Raw genomic sequence first — 21,095 nt, 5'->3', positions numbered from 1 at the left:
GGTATTACTTGGCTTTGGCTTTTTTCATGTAATGGAATGCCAATTAAAAAGAGAACTAAATTAACGCATAACGTTTATTTTAAATATTGCGTATGAATGTACGGAAATGTTAAAATTACCTTTATGTGAAAAGATTCGGGAGTGGTAATCATGAGTAAACGGGATTACTATGAAGTCCTCGGTGTCAGCAATTCGGCCACCAAGGATGAATTAAAGAAGGCTTACCGCAAGCTTTCTAAAAAATTCCATCCGGACATCAACAAAGAGCCGGGAGCAGATGAAAAGTTCAAAGAAGTGAAAGAAGCATACGAAGTCCTTAGTGACGACCAAAAGCGTGCCCAATATGACCAGTTCGGCCATGTGGACCCTAACCAGGGCTTTGGCGGCGGAGCTGATTTCGGAGGCGGGTTTGGCGGATTCGAAGACATCTTCAATTCCTTCTTCGGAGGCGGCGGTGGAAGACGTCGTGATCCGAACGCGCCGAGACAGGGTGCTGATCTTCAGTACACGATGACATTGAAATTCGAGGAAGCAGTCTTCGGCAAGGAAACAGATATAGAGATTCCTCGCGAAGAAGAATGCGACACATGTGACGGTACAGGTGCAAAACCGGGTACCAAAGTGGATACTTGCAAACATTGTCATGGCAGCGGACAGATCAGCGTCGAACAAAACACGCCATTTGGACGTATCGTTAACCGCCGAGTGTGTCATCACTGTAATGGAACAGGCAAGGAAATCAAAGAAAGATGTACGACATGTTCTGGTACCGGGAAGGTTACGAGAAGGAACAAGATTCATGTTAAGATCCCTGCGGGTGTCGATGATGGGCAACAATTAAGAGTGGCTGGAAAAGGGGAAGCTGGAATCAACGGTGGACCTCCAGGAGATCTTTATATTGTCTTCCACATCAGGTCGCATGAATTTTTCGAGCGTGATGGCGATGATATTTATTGTGAAATGCCAATCACATTCGTCCAGGCAAGCCTCGGGGATGAAGTGGAAGTCCCTACGCTGCATGGCAAGGTGAAGCTCAAAGTGCCAGCTGGAACGCAGACAGGCACAAAATTCCGCCTGAAGGGCAAAGGGGTCCCGAATGTCCGCGGTTATGGCACGGGAGACCAGCATGTCCTGGTAAGGATTGTAACTCCGACAAAGCTGTCTGAGAAACAGAAACAGCTATTGCGCGAGTTTGCGGAAGTAAGCGGGCAATCCCCTCTCGGTGAGCAAGAGGAAAGCTTTTTTTCAAAAGTGAAACGCGCCATTAAAGGTGATTAATCGAATGGAGTTGGTATGAATGAAATGGTCTGAAATCAGCATCTTAACGACAAATGAAGCGGTTGAGCCAATCTCGAATATCCTGCATGAAGCAGGCGCTAGCGGTGTCGTAATTGAAGATCCGCTGGAGCTTGAGAAGGAAAGAGAGGACCAGTTCGGGGAAATATACCAACTCAATCCTGATGATTATCCTGAAGAAGGCGTCATCGTCAAGGCGTATCTTCCTGTGAACAGCTTCCTGGGAGAAACAGTCGATGAAATCAAAGAAGCAATCAATAATCTGATCATCTACAATATTGATATCGGTTTGAATAAAGTATCAATCAGCGAAGTGAATGAGGAAGAATGGGCAACTGCCTGGAAAAAATACTATAACCCTGTGAAAATTTCCGAAAAGTTCACGATCGTTCCGACATGGGAGGAGTATACACCTGTGAACACGGATGAACTGATCATCGAGCTTGATCCGGGTATGGCTTTTGGTACAGGGACCCATCCGACAACCGTCATGTGTATCCAGGCGCTGGAAAGAACCGTTCGTGCCGATGACCGTGTCGTCGATGTCGGAACAGGTTCAGGCGTCCTCAGTATTGCCGCGGCAAAACTCGGTGCCGGAAAAGTGGAAGCGATGGACCTTGATGATGTAGCGGTGCAGGTGGCAAAGCTCAACCTCAAGCTGAACAAAGTCCATGATGTGGCAACGATCTCACAAAACAACCTTTTAGATGGTGTTGCAGAAGGAGCCGACATTGTTGTCGCGAATATCCTCGCAGAAGTCATCCTGCGTTTTGCTGACGATGCAGGCAAGATTGTCAAGAGCGGCGGTCACTTCATTACTTCCGGAATCATCCAGCAGAAAAAAGAAGTCGTCAAAGATGCGATGATCAATGCAGGCTTCGAGATCGAAGAAGTTATGACGATGGAAGACTGGGTCGCGATCATCGGAAAAAAGAAATAAGGGAGGAAAAAAGGGGAACAGCTTGACCCCTTTTTTCTGTCTTTTTAAAACAGCTTTATTTGAAGGCGGGTGCTGTGATGCAGCGTTACTTTATTGACAATCAAGAAAGTCAGGAGCATTTCACTATTAGCGGCGATGATTCCCATCATATCGTGCGTGTGATGAGGATGAAGTCTGGTGATGAAATCATCTGTGTCACTCCCAATGGGAGAAGCGCAGTTTGTCAGATTGAAGAAATTACCGATGAAATGGTTGTGGCAAACGTTGTAAAATGGGAGGAAGAGACCAGGGAGCTTCCTGTCCATGTCGTGATTGCGAGCGGTCTGCCTAAAGGGGATAAGCTCGAATTGATCATTCAGAAAGGCACTGAACTGGGTGCCTGTGAATTTGTCCCTTTCACCGCATCCCGCTCGATTGTGAAATGGGACAGCAAGAAAGCTGGCAAAAAGGTTGAACGCTGGCAAAAGATAGCTAAGGAAGCGGCAGAACAGTCCCATCGCAATATTGTACCGTCGGTTAAGGAGCCGGTCAGCTTAAAACAATTGATCAAGCTCGCCGATGAGTATACTTATAAGCTTATTGCCTACGAAGAAGAGGCGAGGGCGGGTGAAGCTTCTGTCCTGTCTGCAACTCTTTCAAAAATGGAGAAAGATGAAAGTCTCCTGATTGTTTTTGGACCTGAAGGGGGATTGACTGCCGAGGAAGTCACCCTTTTGAGTGAAAATGGATTTTTGGCTTGTGGTCTTGGACCGCGGATTTTACGTACTGAAACAGCACCGCTATATGCATTGTCTGCTGTTTCGTATCATTTTGAACTATTGAGGTGAAGATCATGCCTGCAGTTGCTTTTCATACATTAGGTTGCAAAGTCAACCATTACGAAACGGAAGCCATCTGGCAATTATTCAAGGAACAAGGATATGAAAGAGTGGATTTTGAATCTATTTCTGATGTCTATGTCATCAATACATGTACTGTCACGAATACTGGTGATAAAAAGAGCCGCCAGGTCATCCGCCGGGCTGTCCGCAAAAACCCGGACGCTGTGATCTGTGTAACTGGCTGCTACGCGCAGACGTCCCCTGCAGAAATCATGGCGATCCCTGGAGTCGATATTGTTGTCGGAACTCAGGACCGTGTGAAAATGCTTGAGTATATCGAACAGTACAAGCAGGAACGCCAGCCAATCAATGCTGTCGGCAATATCATGAAGAACCGTGTCTACGAAGAGCTTGACGTACCAGCATTCACGGACCGCACAAGGGCTTCATTGAAAATCCAGGAAGGCTGCAACAACTTCTGTACCTTCTGTATCATTCCATGGGCGCGCGGACTGATGAGATCCCGTGACCCGCAGGAAGTCATTCGCCAGGCACAGCAGCTTGTTGACGCAGGATATAAGGAAATTGTCCTGACTGGTATCCACACAGGTGGTTATGGAGAGGACATGAAGGATTACAACCTGGCAGCATTGCTGAGGGATCTAGAAGCACAGGTGAAAGGAATCAAGCGCCTGCGTATTTCTTCGATTGAAGCGAGCCAGATTACAGATGAAGTCATCGAGGTCATCGACCAGTCCAATATCGTTGTCCGACACCTGCACATCCCGCTTCAATCCGGATCAGATACCGTATTGAAAAGAATGCGCCGTAAGTACACAATGGAATTTTTCGGGGAGCGTCTTGATCGATTGAAAGAGGTCTTGCCGGGTCTTGCCGTTACATCCGATATCATTGTCGGTTTCCCGGGTGAAACGGAAGAAGAATTCATGGAAACTTATAATTTCATCAAGAAACACCAATTCTCAGAGCTGCACGTCTTCCCTTATTCAAAACGGACAGGCACACCAGCTGCGAGAATGGAAGACCAGGTTGATGAAGAAGTGAAGAACGAACGCGTTCACAGATTGATTGAGCTTTCGAACCAGCTTGCAAAGGAATATGCTTCACAGTTTGAAAACGAAGTGCTTGAAGTGATTCCTGAAGAGATTTACAAGGAAGAGCCAGATAGCAGTCTTTATGTAGGTTATACAGACAACTACCTGAAGGTTGTTTTCCCTGCATCTGATGAGATGATTGGTAAAATCGTGAAAGTGAAGATTGCAAAAGCAGGATATCCTTACAACGAAGGCCAATTTGTCCGTGTGCTTGAAGACGAAACCGCAGCAGAACAAGCTGTTATATAAGGGGAATTGCAAAGAGCTGGCCAAAAGCCAGCTCTTTTTGTGAATTTTTGCTGTTAACATTATGTTTTATTAAGGTCCCGACACATTACATTTCCACCGCGTTGCAGCTTGAAATGGCCATCTCACCGATCCCTCCCATGGATCACTTCAATCATCACCCCGAATTTCTCGGCAACTGGCAGTACGAGCAGTGAAGCGATAATGTTATAAATGACACTGACATGGGCCAGCTGGACTTCGGGCCTGTCTGCTGTCAAAGGAGCCAGTGCCGCAATCTCGCCAATGAAGGGGAAAAATAAGGCTGCTCCCGCGATGTTCAGCCAAACATGGGCAAATGCTGTCAATCGCGCTTCTTTGCCGGCCCCAATCGACGCAAGCAAAGCGGTAATGCATGTGCCAATATTGGCGCCTAGCATGGCAGCTATGGCTGTGTTCATCGATAAGGTGCCTTCTGATAGGAACCCCATGACAATCCCAGTCATTGCCGTACTGGACTGGATCGCAGCCGTCAAAACGGTCCCAGTGAATAAGCTGATCAACTGACTATTGTTCAAATTGGCAAGTGCATGCTCAACAAGCGGAAGGCTTGTAACAGGATCAGCGAGAAAGGTGAAACCGCGCATCGCTGCAAAAATGGCGGCGATGCCAAAAGAAATCGCGCCAAGGTTTTGCCAGGTCCGGTTGCGGAAGATCAATAGAATCGCCCCAATGATCGCAAAGGGCACGATGAAAGCGTCAATATTGAAAGTAATGATCTCAAGGGTGAAGGTCGTCCCGATATTGGATCCAAGGATGATGCCGATTGATTGCGAGAATCTTAGCAGGCCGGCAGAAATCAGGCCGATTGTGATGACCATGACAGCAGAGCTGCTGTGCAAAAGTGCGGTCACTGCCATCCCGGCAATCATTCCTTTTATTGGTGTATCCGTCATAAGGGCCAGCCAGTTTTTCATCCTGCTTGCTGAAAGCTCGAATAAGCCTTTCCTGAGCAGGGTCATGCCTCCGATAAATACAGCGAGGAAAACAATGAATAATAGCAGATAGACCATTAGCATCCTCCTTTCATTTAAATGTATGAATGGGAAAAAGGGACATGCATGGAAATTTTCCTGCGGAAGCTGTGGACAAAAAAACATAATTTAAATCAAGGGCTAATTACAGTTGACCTCCTGCGAGTGTTATATTATAATTGCAAGGTACATGGTTTCCATGTGTTTTGGTGTTAGTGTGTTGTGCTCGGAGGGAGGGAAAGAGAATGTCTAAAACTGTCGTTCGTAAAAACGAATCGCTTGAAGATGCTCTTCGACGCTTCAAACGTACTGTATCTAAATCAGGTACTATCCAAGAAGCTAGAAAGCGCGAATTCTACGAAAAACCTAGTGTAAAGCGTAAGAAGAAGTCTGAAGCTGCTAGAAAACGCAAGTTCTAAGAGAGGGTGGAATAACTTGAGCCTGCTCGAGCGTTTAAATAATGATATGAAACAAGCGATGAAGAACAAAGAAAAGGACAGACTCACGACGATTCGGATGGTCAAAGCATCCCTGCAAAACGAAGCTATCAAGTTCGGAAAGCAGGAATTATCCGAAGAAGAAGAGTTAACTGTACTTTCTCGTGAAGTGAAACAACGCAAAGATTCCCTCCAGGAATTTGAAAAAGCTGGTCGTCAAGACCTCGTTGAAAAGATACAAACAGAACTAAAGCATGTCGAAATTTACATGCCACAGCAGCTTAGCGAAGAAGAAGTGACGGAAATTGTCAAAGAAGCTATCGCGGAGACCGGTGCGGCATCGAAAGCCGATATGGGTAGAGTAATGGCTGTCCTTATGCCTAAAGTAAAAGGTAAAGCAGACGGATCTCTCGTTAATAAACTTGTACAACAACACCTTTCATAAAAAGCTCGAAGGCCGCAGGATACTCTTGCGGCCTTTTTAGCGCATAATAAAGATGTCCGGGCTTGATTCCATATATTATGTTTGAATACAAGGAATCAGGTCACAGGGACTTAGCAGTAATGTAATGGCCCCAATTTTCAAATACATAATCGCAAATCTATAAAAAACAATGAAACCTTTTGGTGTATTCATGCGTATTACCACTATGGCCTTATTTTTAATGAATGGAGGTGCCCAATTGAAAATCAAATCAGTGATTGCCAGCATCATCATCCTCTTGTCGCTGGCCAGCTGGATCTATCCGTTCACTGCAGATGCTGAACAGCAAAAAGTTGTATATGTGGTGCCGATTGAAGAAACGGTGGAAAAAGGCCTGCTTTCCTTCCTGAAAAGAGCGGTGGGAGAGGCAGAAGAGGCTGGTGCTGAAGCAATCATTTTTGATGTGCATACACCTGGCGGAGCCGTCGATGCCGCTGATGGGATCGGAAAACTGTTGACGGGAACTGACTTAAAAACAGTGGCCTTTGTCAATAAAAAGGCGCTATCCGCGGGTGCATATATTTCCCTGAATACTGATGAGATTTATATGGTTCCCGGGGCTACGATGGGATCGGCTGCCATAATCGACCAGCAGGGCAATACTGCCGGAAAGAAGGCGGAGTCTTATTGGTTTGCAGCCATGAAAGCTGCGGCTGTTGAAAGTGGAAGAGATCCGATATACGCCCAGGCGATGGCAGACGATAGCATCGACCTTCCAGAACTTGGGGCAGGTAAGGGTGAATTACTTACCTTAACGACAGAAACGGCGCTTGAAGTGGGATATTCGGAAGGAACAGTAAAAAACCTCAATGAGTTGCTGGATAAACTGGGTTATGAGGATGCTGAAATCAGGAATGTGAACGAAACTTTTGCGGAAAAGCTGGCGAGATTCATCACGCATCCTGTTGTCATCCCGATCCTTATGACGATCGGCAGCCTTGGTTTGGTCCTTGAGCTTTACTCACCTGGATTCGGACTGCCTGGTATTGCTGGTTTATCAGCGTTGCTTTTATTCTTCTATGGACATATGGTTGCCGGACTGGCCGGTTTTGAGACACTGATCCTGTTCGCTCTCGGCGTCGGGCTGATCCTGCTCGAGTTGTTCATCCCGGGCGGAATTGCAGGAATCATTGGTTTACTGGCTATAGTCGCAAGCTTTTTCATGGCATCGGATAATGTGGTCCATATGGGCATCTCTTTACTGGTTGCCTTGACAGCGTCCATTGTTTTATCTATTTTGATGATAAGGGTGTTTGGAAAAAAGATGAAATTTTTTAAGAGAATCATACTGACCGATTCAACAAGCACTGAAAAAGGCTATGTGTCGAACAAGAACCGCCTGGAATTGATTGGGGTCGAAGGAATAACACTGACGCCACTCAGGCCTTCAGGCACCATCATTGTCGAAGATGAACGCATCGATGTGGTGAGCGAGGGCGGCTTTGTTCCAAAAGGGAAAAAAGTTAGGATTGTCAAAACAGAAGGATCAAGGATCGTGATAAGAGAAATTGATGATATCTAATTTGTTTTTTTCATTGTCATGTTTCAAAGCAAAACGATGAAAATCATAACAAGTAGAGATAAAACCAAAGGTATTTGATCGAATCAGAAATTTTCTGAAGGCCAAATACCTGGGGAATATAATTTTAGGAGGCAGTTCAAATGGATGCAGGTACAGCGTTTGTATTGATTGCGGTAGCACTCGGGATCATTTTCCTTGGTGTATTGTTGACATTCGTGCCAGTAATGCTCTGGATTTCAGCATTGGCAGCGGGTGTAAGGGTCAGCATTTTCACGCTGATTGGAATGAGATTAAGAAGGGTAATCCCAAGCAGGGTCATCAATCCGATGATCAAGGCGCATAAAGCAGGTTTGAATGTAACGACAAACCAGCTGGAAAGCCACTACCTGGCAGGGGGTAATGTGGATAGGGTCGTTAATGCCCTGATTGCTGCACACCGTGCGAATATTGAGCTTTCATTCGAAAGAGCGGCTGCGATTGACCTGGCAGGCCGTGACGTCCTGGAAGCCGTACAAATGAGTGTTAATCCAAAGGTTATTGAAACTCCATTCATCGCTGGTGTGGCCATGGATGGTATCGAAGTTAAGGCAAAGGCAAGGATCACAGTAAGAGCGAACATCGACCGACTTGTCGGGGGTGCTGGCGAAGAAACGATTGTTGCCCGTGTTGGTGAAGGTATCGTATCTACGATTGGTTCTTCCGACAACCATAAAAAAGTGTTGGAAAATCCTGATATGATTTCGCAAACCGTCCTTTCCAAAGGTCTTGATGCAGGAACAGCATTTGAAATTCTATCGATTGATATCGCGGACGTTGATATCGGCAAAAACATCGGTGCCGAGCTGCAGACTGAGCAGGCTGAAGCAGATAAGAAGATTGCCCAGGCGAAAGCCGAAGAGCGCCGCGCAATGGCTGTAGCTCAAGAACAGGAAATGAAAGCGCGCGTCGAAGAAATGAGAGCGAAAGTCGTCGAAGCGGAAGCTACTGTACCACTGGCAATGGCCGAAGCGCTTCGTGATGGCAATATTGGTGTGATGGACTATATGAATATCCAGAATATCGAAGCCGACACAGATATGAGAGGTTCCATCGGCAAGCTGTCAAACGGTAAAAAAGACGATAAAAATAATCAATGATGAGAGAACCCGATAAAAGAAAGGGGGGCTCCACATGCAAATCTTGATAGAATTATTCAGTAATCCTATAGCCCTGTTCATTCTGATCGGGGTAATCTCAAGTCTGTTCAATCAAAAGAAGAAGGATGGCAACCAGCCGCCGCGCCGTCCTGTCAGGCCGCCTGGACCAGTCCAGCAGCCGCGTCCCGCACCTGCGAGAAGGCAGCCGGCAGAAGCGAAAATGGAGCCATCACCTCCTGTGATTGAAAAAGACCATGATTACAATCCGCGGTCCGAGAACCGCAGGGCTGCAGAACCAAGCAGGAATGCTAGAAAACAGAGCCCGGCCGATCCAGGTCTTGAAGTGCTTACAGATCTACAGAAGAAATACCAGGAAAGAAAGCAACAATCTGAAGGATCAGCCGCGAAAAAACAGCAAACTGGCAGGATGTCTGCGAGTCAAACTGCCGGGCGGTTGAACCAAAAGAGAGAGCAGGTACAAACCGAGGTCGTATTCCAGCCTGATAAGGAAACTCTTGTTGAAGGTTTGATCTGGGCTGAAGTCCTCGGGAAGCCCCGTTCCAAAAAACCTTACAACCCGGCGAGAAGATATTAGCCTAAAGAGCTGTCATGCTGGTTAGAAAGATTGCATAGGATTAAGTTAAAAATGGTGCTAGAACCTCCTTTTTTCTCATACATATGAGATGAAAGGGGGTTCTTTTTTTTATGGCAAAAAAATGGAGCCAGTATGTACGCAAATGGATGACACAAAAAATGGATCTTCCTCAAGATGTCATGATGGATCTCCCTAGAATCACGATGATTGGGCAAGTCCATATTTATATAGAAAATCACCGGGGCCTGCTTGCTTTTTCAGATGGCGAAGTGAGACTGATGATCAAAGGCGGCCAGCTCCTGGTAAAGGGCAAGGCCTTTGTGATCAAGACGATATTGCCTGAAGAGATATTGCTCGAAGGAAAAATCGATCAGGTTCTATATATAAATGATTGAAGTAGAGGGGGAGTCAAATGAAAAACCAATGGATCCACACCTTTTCAGGCACAGTGAAGGTTAAATTGACAGGTAAGGGTATTGAAAGATTCCTGAACCAGCTGACGCGTAATGGGGTGTCAATTTGGAATGTGAAGAAGCATGGTTCCGAGGCGGTCACTTTTTATGTCAATCTGCAGGATGTAAAAAAACTGCGGATCCCGGCGAGGGACAGCCAGTGCAAAATCAGGTTCCTGGAGAGGGCGGGCGGCCCTTTCTTTTTGAAGAAATTATGGACAAACAGTGGTTTTTTAGCTGGAGCTTTCTTATTTTTTGGATTGATCATGCTCCTTTCGAATATGGTCTGGGGAATAGAAATAGATGGCGCTAGCCCGGCTACTGAACATCAGATTCGCAAGGAGTTGGACAGGATGGGGATCGGTGTCGGCAAAATGCAGTTTTCGATTGACAATGTCGAAGGCATCCAGAAGGAACTGACAGACAAGGTAGGTGCGTTGACCTGGATTGGCGTTGAGCTTAAAGGTACGACCTATCATTTCCAGGCAGTCGAGAAAAGTGAGCCGGAAAAAGCAGAAGCCATCGGTCCAAGGCATCTGGTTGCGAAGAAGAAAGCAGCGATTGTCAAGATATTCGTTGAAAAAGGGGACCCGGTTGTGGAAGTGAATGATTTCGTGAAGCCGGGCCAGCTGCTTGTATCAGGATTATATGGCAATGAAAATGAACAAAAGGTGGTAGCGGCCACGGGTGAAATCCTCGGTGAGACATGGTACTCGACGAAGGTGGAATTGCCTTTAAAAAGTACATTCCAGGTCTATAATGGCAATGAAAAAAGGGGATATGCCCTAAAAATAGCCGGAAAAGCGATGCCAGTATGGGGTTTTGGGAAGAATGAATTCAAGGAGTTTGAAACAGAGGTCTCTGAGCAGCCAATAAAATTCTTTAAATGGGAGCTTCCGGCAAAAATTGAAAAAAAGACAATCAGGGAACGGGAGCAGGTTACACGCGTCTATACCAGGGAAGAAGCAATCGAAAGTGCCAAAGAACTTGCCAGGAAGGATATAAAAAACTCCCTTCCTGAAAATGCTATCATAAAAGGGGAAAAAATTTTACATCAGTCAATTGAGAATGATAAAGTAAAGCTAATCACACATTTTACAATCATTGAAGATATTGCAGTAGGACAACCAATTATTCAAGGAGACTGAGAATGACAGAAGACTTAAAGACGACAGAAATCCAACTAGCGAATCCAACTGAAGCCGTTTCATTATTCGGCAATGCAGATATCAACCTGAAATTGATTGAACAGGAACTCCAGGTCTCCATCGTGACCCGCGGTGAGACGATAGGAATTTCCGGGCCTGAAGAGCAGGTCGCGCTGGCCCAGGCTGTTTTGGAAAATCTGCTCGCGGTGATCCGCAAAGGCATAAGCGTCAGCCAGAGAGAAGCTGTTTACGCCATTCAAATGGCCGAAAAGGGAACTTTGGAATATTTCAGGGATTTATATGATGAAGAAATCAGCAAAAATGTGAAAGGTAAGTCAATAAGGGTCAAGACACTTGGGCAGAGACATTATGTGAATTCCATTAAAAGCCGCGACCTTGTTTTTGGTATCGGACCGGCTGGTACAGGGAAAACGTATCTTGCTGTCGTCATGGCCGTCACGGCACTGAAAAATGGCACGGTGTCAAAAATCATTTTAACAAGGCCGGCTGTTGAAGCAGGAGAAAGCCTTGGCTTCCTTCCGGGAGACTTGAAGGAAAAGGTCGATCCTTACCTACGTCCGCTGTATGATGCCTTGCACGATATCCTTGGCGCTGAACATACACTGCGCCTGATTGAAAGAGGAACGATCGAGATTGCACCTCTGGCCTATATGAGGGGGAGGACTCTTGATGACGCTTTCGTCATTCTCGATGAAGCGCAGAACACTACTCAGGCCCAGATGAAGATGTTCCTGACCCGCCTTGGATTTGGATCGAAAATGATCATAACAGGTGACACCTCACAAGTCGATTTGCCAAAAGGCGCTAAGTCAGGCCTGGTAGAGGCGGAGAATATTTTAATGGGTGTTTCCGGGATTTCATTTGTGCACCTGGAGCAGGCAGATGTCGTCCGCCATCCTCTTGTTGGGCGAATCATCGAAGCGTATGGAAAAAACGAATGAACAAGCTTTGTCCGCTCCTGAAAAAACGAGAGCGGACTTTTCCTGTTTATGAAGAGCTCTTTTCGTAAACCTTGTTGCTTTCACCACATGAGTAATAACCGGGTTCTGGCTTGCGTATTTCAAATAGAGGTGAAACTTTGGTGAAAAACTGATATGATGGTACATAAAGTTAGGTGATTTCCCAGTTATTCTCAAACTGGCTCGATTTGTTTAGTGGGAGGGCTGTATGGATATGGAAAAGCTGCAGGTCCAATTAACAGCTATTTTAAACTTGTTGAATATAAAGATTTTCCGGGTATTGTTATTCTTGCTGATTGGTGTTGTCATGTATTCTGCGATGTACACCAATGTTAAACCTGAAAAGCTTAATCTCGACCTATTCTCTGTTGCAGAGCGAACCATCCGGTCGCCAATTACGATTGAGGATAAAGAAAGTACAGAAGCAAATCGCAGGGAAGCGGTCGAAAAGGTCAATGATGTTTATCGGGTCAAAAGGGAGTATGTCCAGAACAGGGTGGATCTGGTCACTTCGATTTTTGGTTCTGTGTCTGAAGTCAATGCTGAAGCACAGAAAGAGATTGACGAGCAGAAAAAAACATCAGCCGGGACAGATGGAGAAGAAGATGTTGCAGCACCTCAGGAACTTACGATTGAAGAGAAAATCCAAAAGCTGAAAACGAAATTGACCACCAGTGAAACGAAAACTCTTTCAGATGACGTCTTCATTGCCCTGATGCAGGCTTCAAAGGAAGACCTGCAAACCGCGAAGGACCTCACCGTCACGGCTATCAACAATACGATGAAGCATAGTGTTCCCGCGGATGAAGTAGAGAATGCGAAATTGAATGTTGAGGAAGAATTGAAGTATACCAGTCTGAACAGCAGCTTGAAGAGGGCTATGATTGAAATCGGCCGTTATGCGGTTGTCCAGAATGAGTTTTACGATCCGGAGGCTACCGAGGACTTGCGCCAGCAGGCAATGGACAATGTGGAGCCAGTCAGGATTCTCGAAGGGCAAATCCTTGTCGATGAGGGTCAGCTGATTAGCAGGGATATCTATAAGAAACTCAAGCTTGTCGGCCTGCTGGAAAGTGAAAATTCCTATAAGCCTTTCATCGGGCTTGCCATGCTGACAGCATTGACTTTGTTCGGGCTTTATGTCGTCTTTAATGAAATGGAAAACGCCGATAAAAAACAAAAGAATCTGTTGATTTTCAGCATTATTTTTATTACTTCGGTGTTATTAATGAAAATGGTCAGTCTGTTCGATGTATTCGAATACTCAGAGATTGGCTACGTTTTCCCTGCGGCTATGGGGACAATGCTGATCAAGATCCTCATCAATGAAAGGTTAGCGCTATTGCAGGTGGCCATCCTGGCAGTGATCGGCACCATCATATTCAATGAAGGCATTACCGGTACATTGAATGTCTCGCTGGGAATTTACATTTTAATGAGCGGCTTGGCAGCGATCCTGTTCTTGCAAAAACAGAATCGAAGGTCCAAGATCCTCCAGGCAGGGTTATTTGTCTCGGTAATCAACCTTATTGTTATCCTTTCAATTTTGTTCCTGAGGAATAGCCAATATTCGGGATTGGAATATGGGTTTTATATTTCTGCCGCGTTCGTTTCCGGAATTGTTTCAGCAGTACTGACGATCGGCCTGCTGCCATTTTTCGAAGCAGGATTTGGCATCCTTTCCACTCTAAGGCTGATTGAACTGTCCAATCCGAATCACCCGCTCTTAAGAAAGATTCTTACTGAAGCTCCGGGAACGTACCATCACAGTGTCATGGTCGCCAATCTTTCCGAGGCAGCCTGTGAAGCGATCGGGGCAAATGGCCTTCTTGCAAGGGTTGGCTGTTATTATCATGATATTGGGAAGACGAAACGACCGCAATTTTTTATCGAAAACCAGATCAATATGGATAACCCTCATGATAAATTGCCAGCATTGACAAGTAAAAATATCATCATAGCCCATGCGACAGATGGTGCCGAGATGCTCCGGAAACATCGGATGCCTAAAGAAATAATCGACATCGCTGAGCAGCATCATGGAACTACTTTGCTGAAATTCTTTTACCATAAAGCAAAACAAAATGGCCATGATGTAAAAGAAGAGGATTTTCGTTATCCAGGACCAAAGGCGCAAACAAAAGAGTCTGCGGTCATCGGAATTGCGGATAGTGTCGAGGCAGCCGTCCGTTCGATGAACCATCCGACACATGAGCAGATTGAAACGCTGGTGGATAACATTATCAGGGACCGGCTTCAGGATAACCAGCTGAGCGAATGTGACATTACGCTTAAAGAGCTGGATACGGTCGCTGATACTCTATGTGAGACACTAAAGGGAATTTTCCATTCAAGAATTGAATATCCGGAAATGAATAAGCAGAAGGTGAAGCAGGCATGAGTTTAGAAATCGATTTTTTGGATGAAACAAATGAGTTGGCAGAAGAACAGTTGATGGAAATTGAAAAGCTTTTGAATTACGTTGCGTTGAAGGAGAATATTCAGGACGGAAGCGAGCTTTCAGTCACTTTCGTTTCAAATGAACGCATCCAGGAGATCAACAGGGAATATCGGGATAAAGACCGGCCGACAGATGTCATCTCCTTTGCCCTGGAGGAAATGGGCGAGGGAGAGTTGGAGATTTTCGGGGAGGACATCCCGCGGATCCTAGGTGACTTAATCATCTCCCTTCCGAAGGCGAGGGAACAGGCCGAAGAATATAACCATTCTTTCATGAGGGAGCTGGGCTTCCTCGCAGTCCATGGCTTCCTGCACTTGCTAGGATATGATCATATGAACGAAAAGGACGAAAAACTGATGTTTGACAGGCAGAGGGATCTGCTTGAAGGATATGGCCTTGGACGCTGATAAACGGAGGAGGCATCCCTTGTCCTCCTCCTTCAGATTCGGGTTCGAAGGAATTGCTGCAGCTGCAGCCCGGGAACGCAATGTGCAAATCCATTGTATTCTTTCTGTCATGGTCCTTCTATCAGGTTTCTTTTTTGACATTAACAAATACGAATGGATGGCGGTTATCCTGTGTATTGGCGGAATGGTTTCGTTGGAGATGATGAATACGGCAATCGAAAGAACTGTTGATATGTATACAGAAGACTTCCATCCGCTTGCGAAACAGGCGAAAGACATTGCTGCAGGTGCTGTGCTCGTCTTTGCGATTGCGTGTGTCATTATTGGTATGATCATCTTTCTGCCGAAAATTTCAGCATGGTTCAGTTAGTTGTCCGGACAGGGCAACTTTTCTTTTTTAAGGAATTTTTTGATGCGAAAACCTCCTGTATGTTAGCAGCGATTTGAAAATAGGGAAAAACTTAAGTAAAATATCATCACAGTGTATAAATAGTGCTTGTATGTTTTTAGAAAATTTAAAAATTTTATATTTCATTTTTGCTACAAACGATGAAATCACACTGGAAATAAGTTAAAATAAAGTGGAGAAGGGAATTACAGGATGAACTTTAATAATCAAGACGTAGACAATAAATCACATAAATCAGGATTCATATCAATCATCGGAAGACCGAATGTAGGAAAGTCGACCTTCCTTAACAGGGTGATTGGGCAAAAAATTGCGATCATGAGCGATAAGCCGCAAACAACGCGAAACAAGGTGCAGGGAGTTTTGACTCTCGACGATTCACAGCTGATATTCATTGATACACCAGGAATCCATAAACCTAAGCACCGCCTTGGCGATTTCATGATGAAGGTTGCGCAGAATACATTGAAAGAAGTCGACCTCGTGCTTTTCATGGTCAACGCCCAGGAAGGATATGGGCGCGGGGAAGAATTTATCATTGAGAAGCTGCAAAATGTGAAGACACCTGTTTTCCTTGTCATCAACAAAATTGACCTGATCCATCCAGATGAGCTGTTGGCACTGATTGAATCTTACAATAAAAAATTCGATTTTGCCGAAGTCGTTCCGATTTCCGCGCTTGAAGGTAACAATATCGAAAAGCTTCTGGAGCAAATTAAGGAGAGAATGCCGGAAGGGCCTCAATTTTATCCAGCAGACCAGGTAACAGATCATCCGGAGCGTTTCATCGTTTCTGAACTGATCAGGGAAAAAGCATTGCACCTGACAAGGGAAGAAATTCCTCATTCCCTTGCTGTCATGATCGAAAAAATGGAACGCCAGCCTGAAAAGGAAATGGTGCATGTCATGGCTACGATCATTGTCGAGAGGGATTCCCAGAAGGGCATCGTCATCGGCAAGCAGGGAGGCATGCTGAAGGAGATTGGTAAACGTGCACGCCATGATATCGAAAGCCTTCTTGGTTCAAAGGTATTCCTGGAACTATGGGTAAAGGTCCAAAAAGACTGGCGCAACAAAGCCACTCAGCTTCGTGATTTCGGTTTCAGGGAAGATGAATATTAAGCCTGTTTGGCAAATGCTCCATCAATAACATATTAGCGGTTTCCAAATATTATTCATAAATAGGATTTACAATTTTTGCGTAACATGAAAATCTGATTGACAGGCTATGATAATCATAAGGATTTGGGATAAATGCATTGCTAGTGAAAAAACGAAAGGTGGGGTTTTCGATGTTGGATTTTACCTGGAAGGTGTTTTCGCAAACAGGTAACATTGACACGTATCTTCTCTTTAAGGAATTAGAGAAAGACAATCATGAAATACCCGGTTATCAGGAGGATGAACTAGCAGAAATAGATTTTCCAATCTCATAGGTTTGTCTTGAGTAATGGATGGTGACAAAAGATGCTGCAGAAATGCGAAGGCATTGTCATTAGGACGACTGATTATGGCGAGAACAATAAGATTGTAACCTTATATACCAGGGAATTCGGGAAAGTTGGTGTGATGGCAAGAGGGGCGAAAAAGCCCAGCAGCAGGCTCTCTGCCGTCACCCAGCTTTTTACTTATGGCCACTATCTCTTCCAAGCAAGTTCAGGCCTGGGCGGATTGCAGCAGGGAGAGATGATTTCATCCATGCGTTCAATCAGGGAGGATATTTTTCTGACAGCGCATGCCAGTTATATTGTCGATCTGACGGATAAAGTGACTGAGGACAAAAAAGCGAATCCGTTTATGTTCGAGTTGCTTCTTCAGACCCTAAACTATATGAATGAAGGCTATGACCTGGAAATCCTCACATTCATTTATGAAATGAAAATGCTCAATGTCCAGGGATTGTATCCCGTCCTGGACAGATGTACAAATTGCGGCAGCACAGAAGGAGAATTCCACTTTTCGATCAGGGATGGAGGGCTCCTCTGCCATCGATGTTTTGAAACGGATCCGTACAGAATCAAAATCTCCCCGGGGACTGTCAGGCTGCTGAGGCTATTTTACCTGCTGGATCTAAGCCGGCTTGGCAATATTTCGGTCAAGCCCGAAACAAAGGCTGAATTGAAGAAAGTCATTTCTGCTTACTATGATGAATATTCAGGTCTATATTTAAAGACTAGGAAATTCCTTGACCAGATGGATTCATTCAGGGACCGTCTATAGCTATTGACATTGCTGGTGCTTTTCGCTATCATTCAAATCAAAAGCTTTATGATTTGTGAAAAAACAACTACATATGTTGCTGTGAAGGAAAGGAGTACTTAACTCCCTCTGCATTAGCGAGTCCGGGTATGGTGTGAGCCGGATGGCAGAAAGTAAGGAAGGCGTTCCGGAGCGACATCACTTTTAAAGAGGCTGCTTTCTGGCAGCAAATAGGGTGGAACCGCGGGTAAACTCTCGTCCCTATGCATGAAAACAATGCATAGGAGGCGGGAGTTTTTTTGTTGTATGATAATCAATCCACAAATTAGAACTGAAAATTTTCCGGAGGTGTAAAGATGAATATCCAAAACATGATCTTAACATTGCAAAACCACTGGTCTGAACAGGGTTGCGTCCTTATGCAGGCTTATGACACCGAAAAAGGGGCAGGCACGATGAGCCCATATACTTTTTTGCGGGCAATTGGGCCTGAACCATGGAATGTCGCTTATGTAGAGCCATCACGACGCCCGGCAGACGGCCGTTACGGAGAGAACCCCAATAGGCTTTATCAGCATCACCAATTCCAGGTGATCATGAAGCCATCTCCAGACAATATCCAGGAGCTTTACCTCGATTCCCTGAAAGCGCTGGGAATTGATCCGCTGGAACATGACATCCGCTTTGTAGAAGACAACTGGGAAAACCCGTCGCTTGGCTGCGCTGGGCTTGGTTGGGAAGTGTGGCTGGATGGAATGGAAATTACCCAGTTCACATATTTCCAGCAGGTAGGCGGACTTGACTGCAAGCCGGTTTCTGTTGAAATCACTTACGGAATCGAACGTCTTGCGTCTTATATCCAGGATAAGGAGAATGTGTTTGACCTTGAGTGGACCAATGGCTTTACGGTAAGGGACATATTCCGTCAGCCGGAATATGAGCATTCAAAGTACACATTTGAAACTTCTGATAAAGATATGCTGTTCAACCTGTTCAATATTTACGAAAAGGAAGCAAATCGCCAGATGGATGAAGGGCTTGTCCATCCTGCATATGATTATGTCCTGAAGTGTTCGCATACTTTTAACATTCTTGACGCCCGCGGTGCTATTTCCGTAACAGAAAGAACGGGTTATATTTCCCGTATCCGCAACCTCGCCAAGAAAGTTGCGAAGACATTCTATGAAGAAAGAGAAAAACTGGGCTTCCCAATCATTAAAAGGAAGGAGCAGGTGGAAAATGACTAAACGGAACTTATTGCTTGAAATCGGTCTGGAAGAAATGCCTGCAAGATTCATTACCGACTCCATCAATCAGCTGGCTTCCAAAGTGGAGAATTGGCTGAATACAAATAATATTGGATTTGAGGGCATCAGCCTCTTTTCCACACCTCGCAGGCTTGCGCTTCTTGTCCTGAATGTTGATGAGCGCCAGGAGGACAGCGAGGAAGAGGCAAAGGGCCCTGCGAAAAAGATCGCTCTTAGTGAAAATGGTGAGTGGTCCAAGGCAGCAATTGGTTTTACACGCGGCCAGGGAATGACGGTCGAAGATATTTATTTCAAGGAAATCAATGGGGTTGAATATGCCCATGTGAAGAAATTCATTGAAGGCCAGGAAACCTTCGATCTGCTTGTAGAATTAAAAGTGATTGTATCAGGCTTGACCTTCCCGAAAAACATGCGTTGGGCAGAACTTGATCTTCGTTATGTCCGTCCAATAAAATGGCTTGTGGCCATGTTTGGAGATGAAATCATTCCTTTTGACATCGCTGGTGTCCAAACCGGCAACACCACAAGAGGTCATCGATTCCTTGGAGAAGGTGAGATCCAATTATCTGAACCGCAGGAATATGAAGAAGCATTGCTAGGTCAATATGTTGTCGCTGATGCGCAAAAACGCAAGGACGCGATTACTTCCCAGCTTGAAAAAATCGAAGAAGAAAATGGCTGGGTCATTCCTGTTGATGAAGACTTGCTGGAAGAAGTCAACAATCTGGTTGAATATCCAACAGCCTTATATGGCCGTTTTGAAGAAGAATTCCTGGAAATCCCGAGTGAAGTACTAATCACATCGATGAAGGAGCACCAGAGATACTTCCCTGTCAAGTCAGCTGAAGGTGAGCTTCTTCCACATTTCATCACGGTAAGGAACGGTGACCACCTCCATATCGAGAAAGTGGCCCGCGGAAATGAAAAAGTGTTAAGAGCCAGGCTGGCGGATGCTGCATTTTTCTACAAAGAAGACCAGAAAATGAAGATTGAAGCAGCATTGGAGAAACTGAAAAATGTTGTCTACCATGAAGAAATCGGGACTATCGCCGAAAAATCGGAACGTGTACGCAAGCTTGTCAGATTGATCGCTGAAAGAATGGACTTTGCACCGGAGATCGTGACTGCTGCTGACAGAGCAGCAGAAATCAGCAAATTCGACCTGGTTTCCCAGATGGTCTACGAGTTTCCGGAACTTCAGGGAATCATGGGTGAAAAATACGCTCTGCAAAAAGGTGAAAGCCGCGAAGTAGCAGCTGCGATCAATGAGCATTATATGCCTCGCAATGCGGAGGATTCAATTCCGGGATCAAATGCAGGTGCTTTGGTTGCAATCGCCGATAAACTTGACACGATTGTGGCGTTTTTCTCACTGGGCATCATTCCAAGCGGTTCACAGGATCCTTATGCCTTGAGGAGACAGGCGGCAGGAATTGTGCAGACGCTGATTGAAAAGAAATGGGAGATTACCCTTGAAAATATTGTCGGCTTGGCGCTTAACCTGGTTTCTGAAGCAGGAATCGGCAAGCGTTCTGAAGAAGAGGCTTACCATGATCTTATCCAGTTCTTTAAGCTGAGAGTAAAGCACATGCTGCAAGAGCGCGGAATCCGCTATGACCTCATTGATGCCGTTCTTGGCGGTGAGGTCGGTATCGTTTCCGGACTTGTCGAAAAAGCAGAAGCACTTCAGGACGCCAGCGGCAGAGAAGACTTTAAAGAAAATATGGAAGCTTTGAGCCGTGTCCTGAATATCGCCAGCAAAAAAGAAGTGCTTGGCGACATCGAACCGGAACGATTCGAAAACGAGTATGAACAAAAGTTATATGAAAAGTACCTGGAACTCGGCAAAAAGGCAGAAGATGGACTGAAGTCGGCTGACTATTATCAGGAAATGGCTGACATTAAGCCGGAAATCAATGATTATTTTGAGCACACGATGGTCATGTCTGATAACCCTGATATCCGGGAAAACCGCCTGAATCAAATGGCAGCACTAGCCGTTCTTATCATGAAACTTGGCAAGTTGAATGACATCGTCGTCAAGTAGACTTTTTTTCTGAAGCAAAAAAGAGTGCCTTCCTGCACGGGAAGGCACTTTAATAAGTACTTTATTTCTTAGGGATGATCTGAGAGCAGAGAAAAAGTCATTAGATTGATAAGAAGGTT

At 45.3% G+C, this 21,095-nt stretch carries 21 protein-coding genes and 1 other annotated feature; of the genes, 20 read left to right on the top strand and 1 reads right to left on the bottom strand.

The annotated features are described in order from the left end of the window. The first annotated feature begins 150 nt into the window (after nt 1-150). The 4 genes from dnaJ (at nt 151) to mtaB (ending at nt 4,421) form a co-directional block, all read left to right on the top strand. Nucleotides 151-1,278, top strand: a complete 1,128-nt coding sequence (gene dnaJ, locus ACNAZ4_RS12955; RefSeq protein WP_415814961.1) for a molecular chaperone DnaJ — start codon at nt 151-153, stop codon at nt 1,276-1,278. 19 nt (nt 1,279-1,297) lie between these two features. Continuing rightward, entirely contained in the window at nt 1,298-2,236 is a 939-nt protein-coding gene (gene prmA / locus ACNAZ4_RS12950; RefSeq protein WP_415814960.1) for a 50S ribosomal protein L11 methyltransferase, read from the top strand. Nucleotides 2,237-2,313: 77 nt separating this feature from the next. Beyond that, nucleotides 2,314-3,063, top strand: a complete 750-nt coding sequence (locus ACNAZ4_RS12945) for a 16S rRNA (uracil(1498)-N(3))-methyltransferase (protein ID WP_415814959.1) — start codon at nt 2,314-2,316, stop codon at nt 3,061-3,063. Between the two features lie 5 nt (nt 3,064-3,068). After that, a complete protein-coding gene (gene mtaB, locus ACNAZ4_RS12940; RefSeq protein WP_415814958.1) occupies nt 3,069-4,421 on the top strand; it encodes a tRNA (N(6)-L-threonylcarbamoyladenosine(37)-C(2))-methylthiotransferase MtaB in 1,353 nt (450 codons plus the stop codon). 122 nt (nt 4,422-4,543) lie between these two features. On the opposite strand, the gene ACNAZ4_RS12935 is transcribed toward mtaB, so the two are convergent. Then, nucleotides 4,544-5,470, bottom strand: a complete 927-nt coding sequence (locus ACNAZ4_RS12935) for a Na/Pi symporter (RefSeq protein ID WP_415814957.1) — start codon at nt 5,468-5,470, stop codon at nt 4,544-4,546. 206 nt (nt 5,471-5,676) lie between these two features. On the opposite strand from ACNAZ4_RS12935, the gene rpsU reads away from it, so the two are divergent. The 16 genes from rpsU to glyS all read left to right on the top strand — a co-directional run bounded on the left by rpsU (nt 5,677) and on the right by glyS (nt 20,976). Then, nucleotides 5,677-5,850 carry a 30S ribosomal protein S21 gene (gene rpsU / locus ACNAZ4_RS12930; RefSeq protein ID WP_015595024.1) on the top strand — a complete coding sequence of 58 codons (174 nt, stop codon included), beginning with the start codon at nt 5,677-5,679 and terminating at the stop codon, nt 5,848-5,850. 16 nt (nt 5,851-5,866) lie between these two features. Next, nucleotides 5,867-6,313: a GatB/YqeY domain-containing protein gene (locus tag ACNAZ4_RS12925; RefSeq protein ID WP_144476156.1), complete on the top strand. Its 447-nt coding sequence runs from the start codon at nt 5,867-5,869 to the stop codon at nt 6,311-6,313. A gap of 238 nt (nt 6,314-6,551) precedes the next feature. Then, nucleotides 6,552-7,874: an NfeD family protein gene (locus ACNAZ4_RS12920; protein ID WP_415814956.1), complete on the top strand. Its 1,323-nt coding sequence runs from the start codon at nt 6,552-6,554 to the stop codon at nt 7,872-7,874. 140 nt (nt 7,875-8,014) lie between these two features. After that, nucleotides 8,015-9,010 carry a flotillin-like protein FloA gene (gene floA / locus ACNAZ4_RS12915; RefSeq protein WP_415814955.1) on the top strand — a complete coding sequence of 332 codons (996 nt, stop codon included), beginning with the start codon at nt 8,015-8,017 and terminating at the stop codon, nt 9,008-9,010. Nucleotides 9,011-9,044: 34 nt separating this feature from the next. After that, a complete protein-coding gene (locus ACNAZ4_RS12910) occupies nt 9,045-9,605 on the top strand; it encodes a hypothetical protein (protein WP_415814954.1) in 561 nt (186 codons plus the stop codon). A 110-nt stretch (nt 9,606-9,715) separates the two neighbouring features. Further along, entirely contained in the window at nt 9,716-10,000 is a 285-nt protein-coding gene (gene yqfC / locus ACNAZ4_RS12905) for a sporulation protein YqfC (protein ID WP_214704575.1), read from the top strand. A gap of 17 nt (nt 10,001-10,017) precedes the next feature. Continuing rightward, nucleotides 10,018-11,205 (top strand): sporulation protein YqfD, encoded by a 1,188-nt coding sequence (yqfD, locus tag ACNAZ4_RS12900; protein ID WP_415814953.1) that lies wholly within the window; start codon nt 10,018-10,020, stop codon nt 11,203-11,205. Between the two features lie 2 nt (nt 11,206-11,207). Beyond that, nucleotides 11,208-12,167, top strand: coding sequence for a PhoH family protein (locus tag ACNAZ4_RS12895; RefSeq protein WP_415814952.1), 960 nt, complete (start codon nt 11,208-11,210; stop codon nt 12,165-12,167). Nucleotides 12,168-12,399: 232 nt separating this feature from the next. Beyond that, nucleotides 12,400-14,586 carry an HD family phosphohydrolase gene (locus ACNAZ4_RS12890; RefSeq protein WP_415815150.1) on the top strand — a complete coding sequence of 729 codons (2,187 nt, stop codon included), beginning with the start codon at nt 12,400-12,402 and terminating at the stop codon, nt 14,584-14,586. After that, nucleotides 14,583-15,053: an rRNA maturation RNase YbeY gene (ybeY, locus tag ACNAZ4_RS12885; protein ID WP_415814951.1), complete on the top strand. Its 471-nt coding sequence runs from the start codon at nt 14,583-14,585 to the stop codon at nt 15,051-15,053. Before ACNAZ4_RS12890 ends, ybeY begins: the two co-directional genes overlap by 4 nt. Nucleotides 15,054-15,072: 19 nt before the next feature. After that, entirely contained in the window at nt 15,073-15,423 is a 351-nt protein-coding gene (locus ACNAZ4_RS12880; RefSeq protein ID WP_415814950.1) for a diacylglycerol kinase family protein, read from the top strand. 231 nt (nt 15,424-15,654) lie between these two features. Further along, nucleotides 15,655-16,584, top strand: coding sequence for a GTPase Era (era, locus tag ACNAZ4_RS12875; protein WP_415814949.1), 930 nt, complete (start codon nt 15,655-15,657; stop codon nt 16,582-16,584). A gap of 170 nt (nt 16,585-16,754) precedes the next feature. Then, on the top strand, nt 16,755-16,898 hold the full coding sequence (locus ACNAZ4_RS12870; RefSeq protein ID WP_415814948.1) for a YqzL family protein: 144 nt from the start codon (nt 16,755-16,757) through the stop codon (nt 16,896-16,898). Between the two features lie 31 nt (nt 16,899-16,929). Then, nucleotides 16,930-17,682 carry a DNA repair protein RecO gene (gene recO / locus ACNAZ4_RS12865; protein ID WP_415814947.1) on the top strand — a complete coding sequence of 251 codons (753 nt, stop codon included), beginning with the start codon at nt 16,930-16,932 and terminating at the stop codon, nt 17,680-17,682. A 72-nt stretch (nt 17,683-17,754) separates the two neighbouring features. Further along, nucleotides 17,755-17,927: a binding site (T-box leader), on the top strand. A 90-nt stretch (nt 17,928-18,017) separates the two neighbouring features. After that, nucleotides 18,018-18,908, top strand: coding sequence for a glycine--tRNA ligase subunit alpha (gene glyQ / locus ACNAZ4_RS12860; RefSeq protein WP_415814946.1), 891 nt, complete (start codon nt 18,018-18,020; stop codon nt 18,906-18,908). Beyond that, nucleotides 18,901-20,976, top strand: a complete 2,076-nt coding sequence (gene glyS / locus ACNAZ4_RS12855) for a glycine--tRNA ligase subunit beta (RefSeq protein WP_415814945.1) — start codon at nt 18,901-18,903, stop codon at nt 20,974-20,976. The genes glyQ and glyS overlap by 8 nt, the downstream gene beginning before the upstream one ends. Nucleotides 20,977-21,095: the final 119 nt, after the last annotated feature.

Source organism: Mesobacillus thioparans (genome assembly GCF_965138835.1).
GTDB classification, from domain to species: domain Bacteria; phylum Bacillota; class Bacilli; order Bacillales; family Cytobacillaceae; genus Mesobacillus; species Mesobacillus thioparans.
Note: the sequence above shows the minus strand (reverse complement) of the source record. Positions and strands in the feature narration are given on the sequence as shown.

Bases quoted from the DNA above. Each gene is read 5' to 3' on its own strand.
- dnaJ (WP_415814961.1), top strand. From the start codon at position 151: ATGAGTAAACGGGATTACTATGAAGTCCTCGGTGTCAGCAATTCGGCC.
- prmA (WP_415814960.1), top strand. From the start codon at position 1,298: ATGAAATGGTCTGAAATCAGCATCTTAACGACAAATGAAGCGGTTGAG.
- ACNAZ4_RS12945 (WP_415814959.1), top strand. From the start codon at position 2,314: ATGCAGCGTTACTTTATTGACAATCAAGAAAGTCAGGAGCATTTCACT.
- mtaB (WP_415814958.1), top strand. From the start codon at position 3,069: ATGCCTGCAGTTGCTTTTCATACATTAGGTTGCAAAGTCAACCATTAC.
- ACNAZ4_RS12935 (WP_415814957.1), bottom strand. From the start codon at position 5,470: ATGGTCTATCTGCTATTATTCATTGTTTTCCTCGCTGTATTTATCGGA.
- rpsU (WP_015595024.1), top strand. From the start codon at position 5,677: ATGTCTAAAACTGTCGTTCGTAAAAACGAATCGCTTGAAGATGCTCTT.
- floA (WP_415814955.1), top strand. From the start codon at position 8,015: ATGGATGCAGGTACAGCGTTTGTATTGATTGCGGTAGCACTCGGGATC.
- ACNAZ4_RS12910 (WP_415814954.1), top strand. From the start codon at position 9,045: ATGCAAATCTTGATAGAATTATTCAGTAATCCTATAGCCCTGTTCATT.
- yqfC (WP_214704575.1), top strand. From the start codon at position 9,716: ATGGCAAAAAAATGGAGCCAGTATGTACGCAAATGGATGACACAAAAA.
- yqfD (WP_415814953.1), top strand. From the start codon at position 10,018: ATGAAAAACCAATGGATCCACACCTTTTCAGGCACAGTGAAGGTTAAA.
- ACNAZ4_RS12895 (WP_415814952.1), top strand. From the start codon at position 11,208: ATGACAGAAGACTTAAAGACGACAGAAATCCAACTAGCGAATCCAACT.
- ACNAZ4_RS12890 (WP_415815150.1), top strand. From the start codon at position 12,400: ATGGAAAAGCTGCAGGTCCAATTAACAGCTATTTTAAACTTGTTGAAT.
- ybeY (WP_415814951.1), top strand. From the start codon at position 14,583: ATGAGTTTAGAAATCGATTTTTTGGATGAAACAAATGAGTTGGCAGAA.
- era (WP_415814949.1), top strand. From the start codon at position 15,655: ATGAACTTTAATAATCAAGACGTAGACAATAAATCACATAAATCAGGA.
- ACNAZ4_RS12870 (WP_415814948.1), top strand. From the start codon at position 16,755: ATGTTGGATTTTACCTGGAAGGTGTTTTCGCAAACAGGTAACATTGAC.
- recO (WP_415814947.1), top strand. From the start codon at position 16,930: ATGCTGCAGAAATGCGAAGGCATTGTCATTAGGACGACTGATTATGGC.
- glyQ (WP_415814946.1), top strand. From the start codon at position 18,018: ATGAATATCCAAAACATGATCTTAACATTGCAAAACCACTGGTCTGAA.
- glyS (WP_415814945.1), top strand. From the start codon at position 18,901: ATGACTAAACGGAACTTATTGCTTGAAATCGGTCTGGAAGAAATGCCT.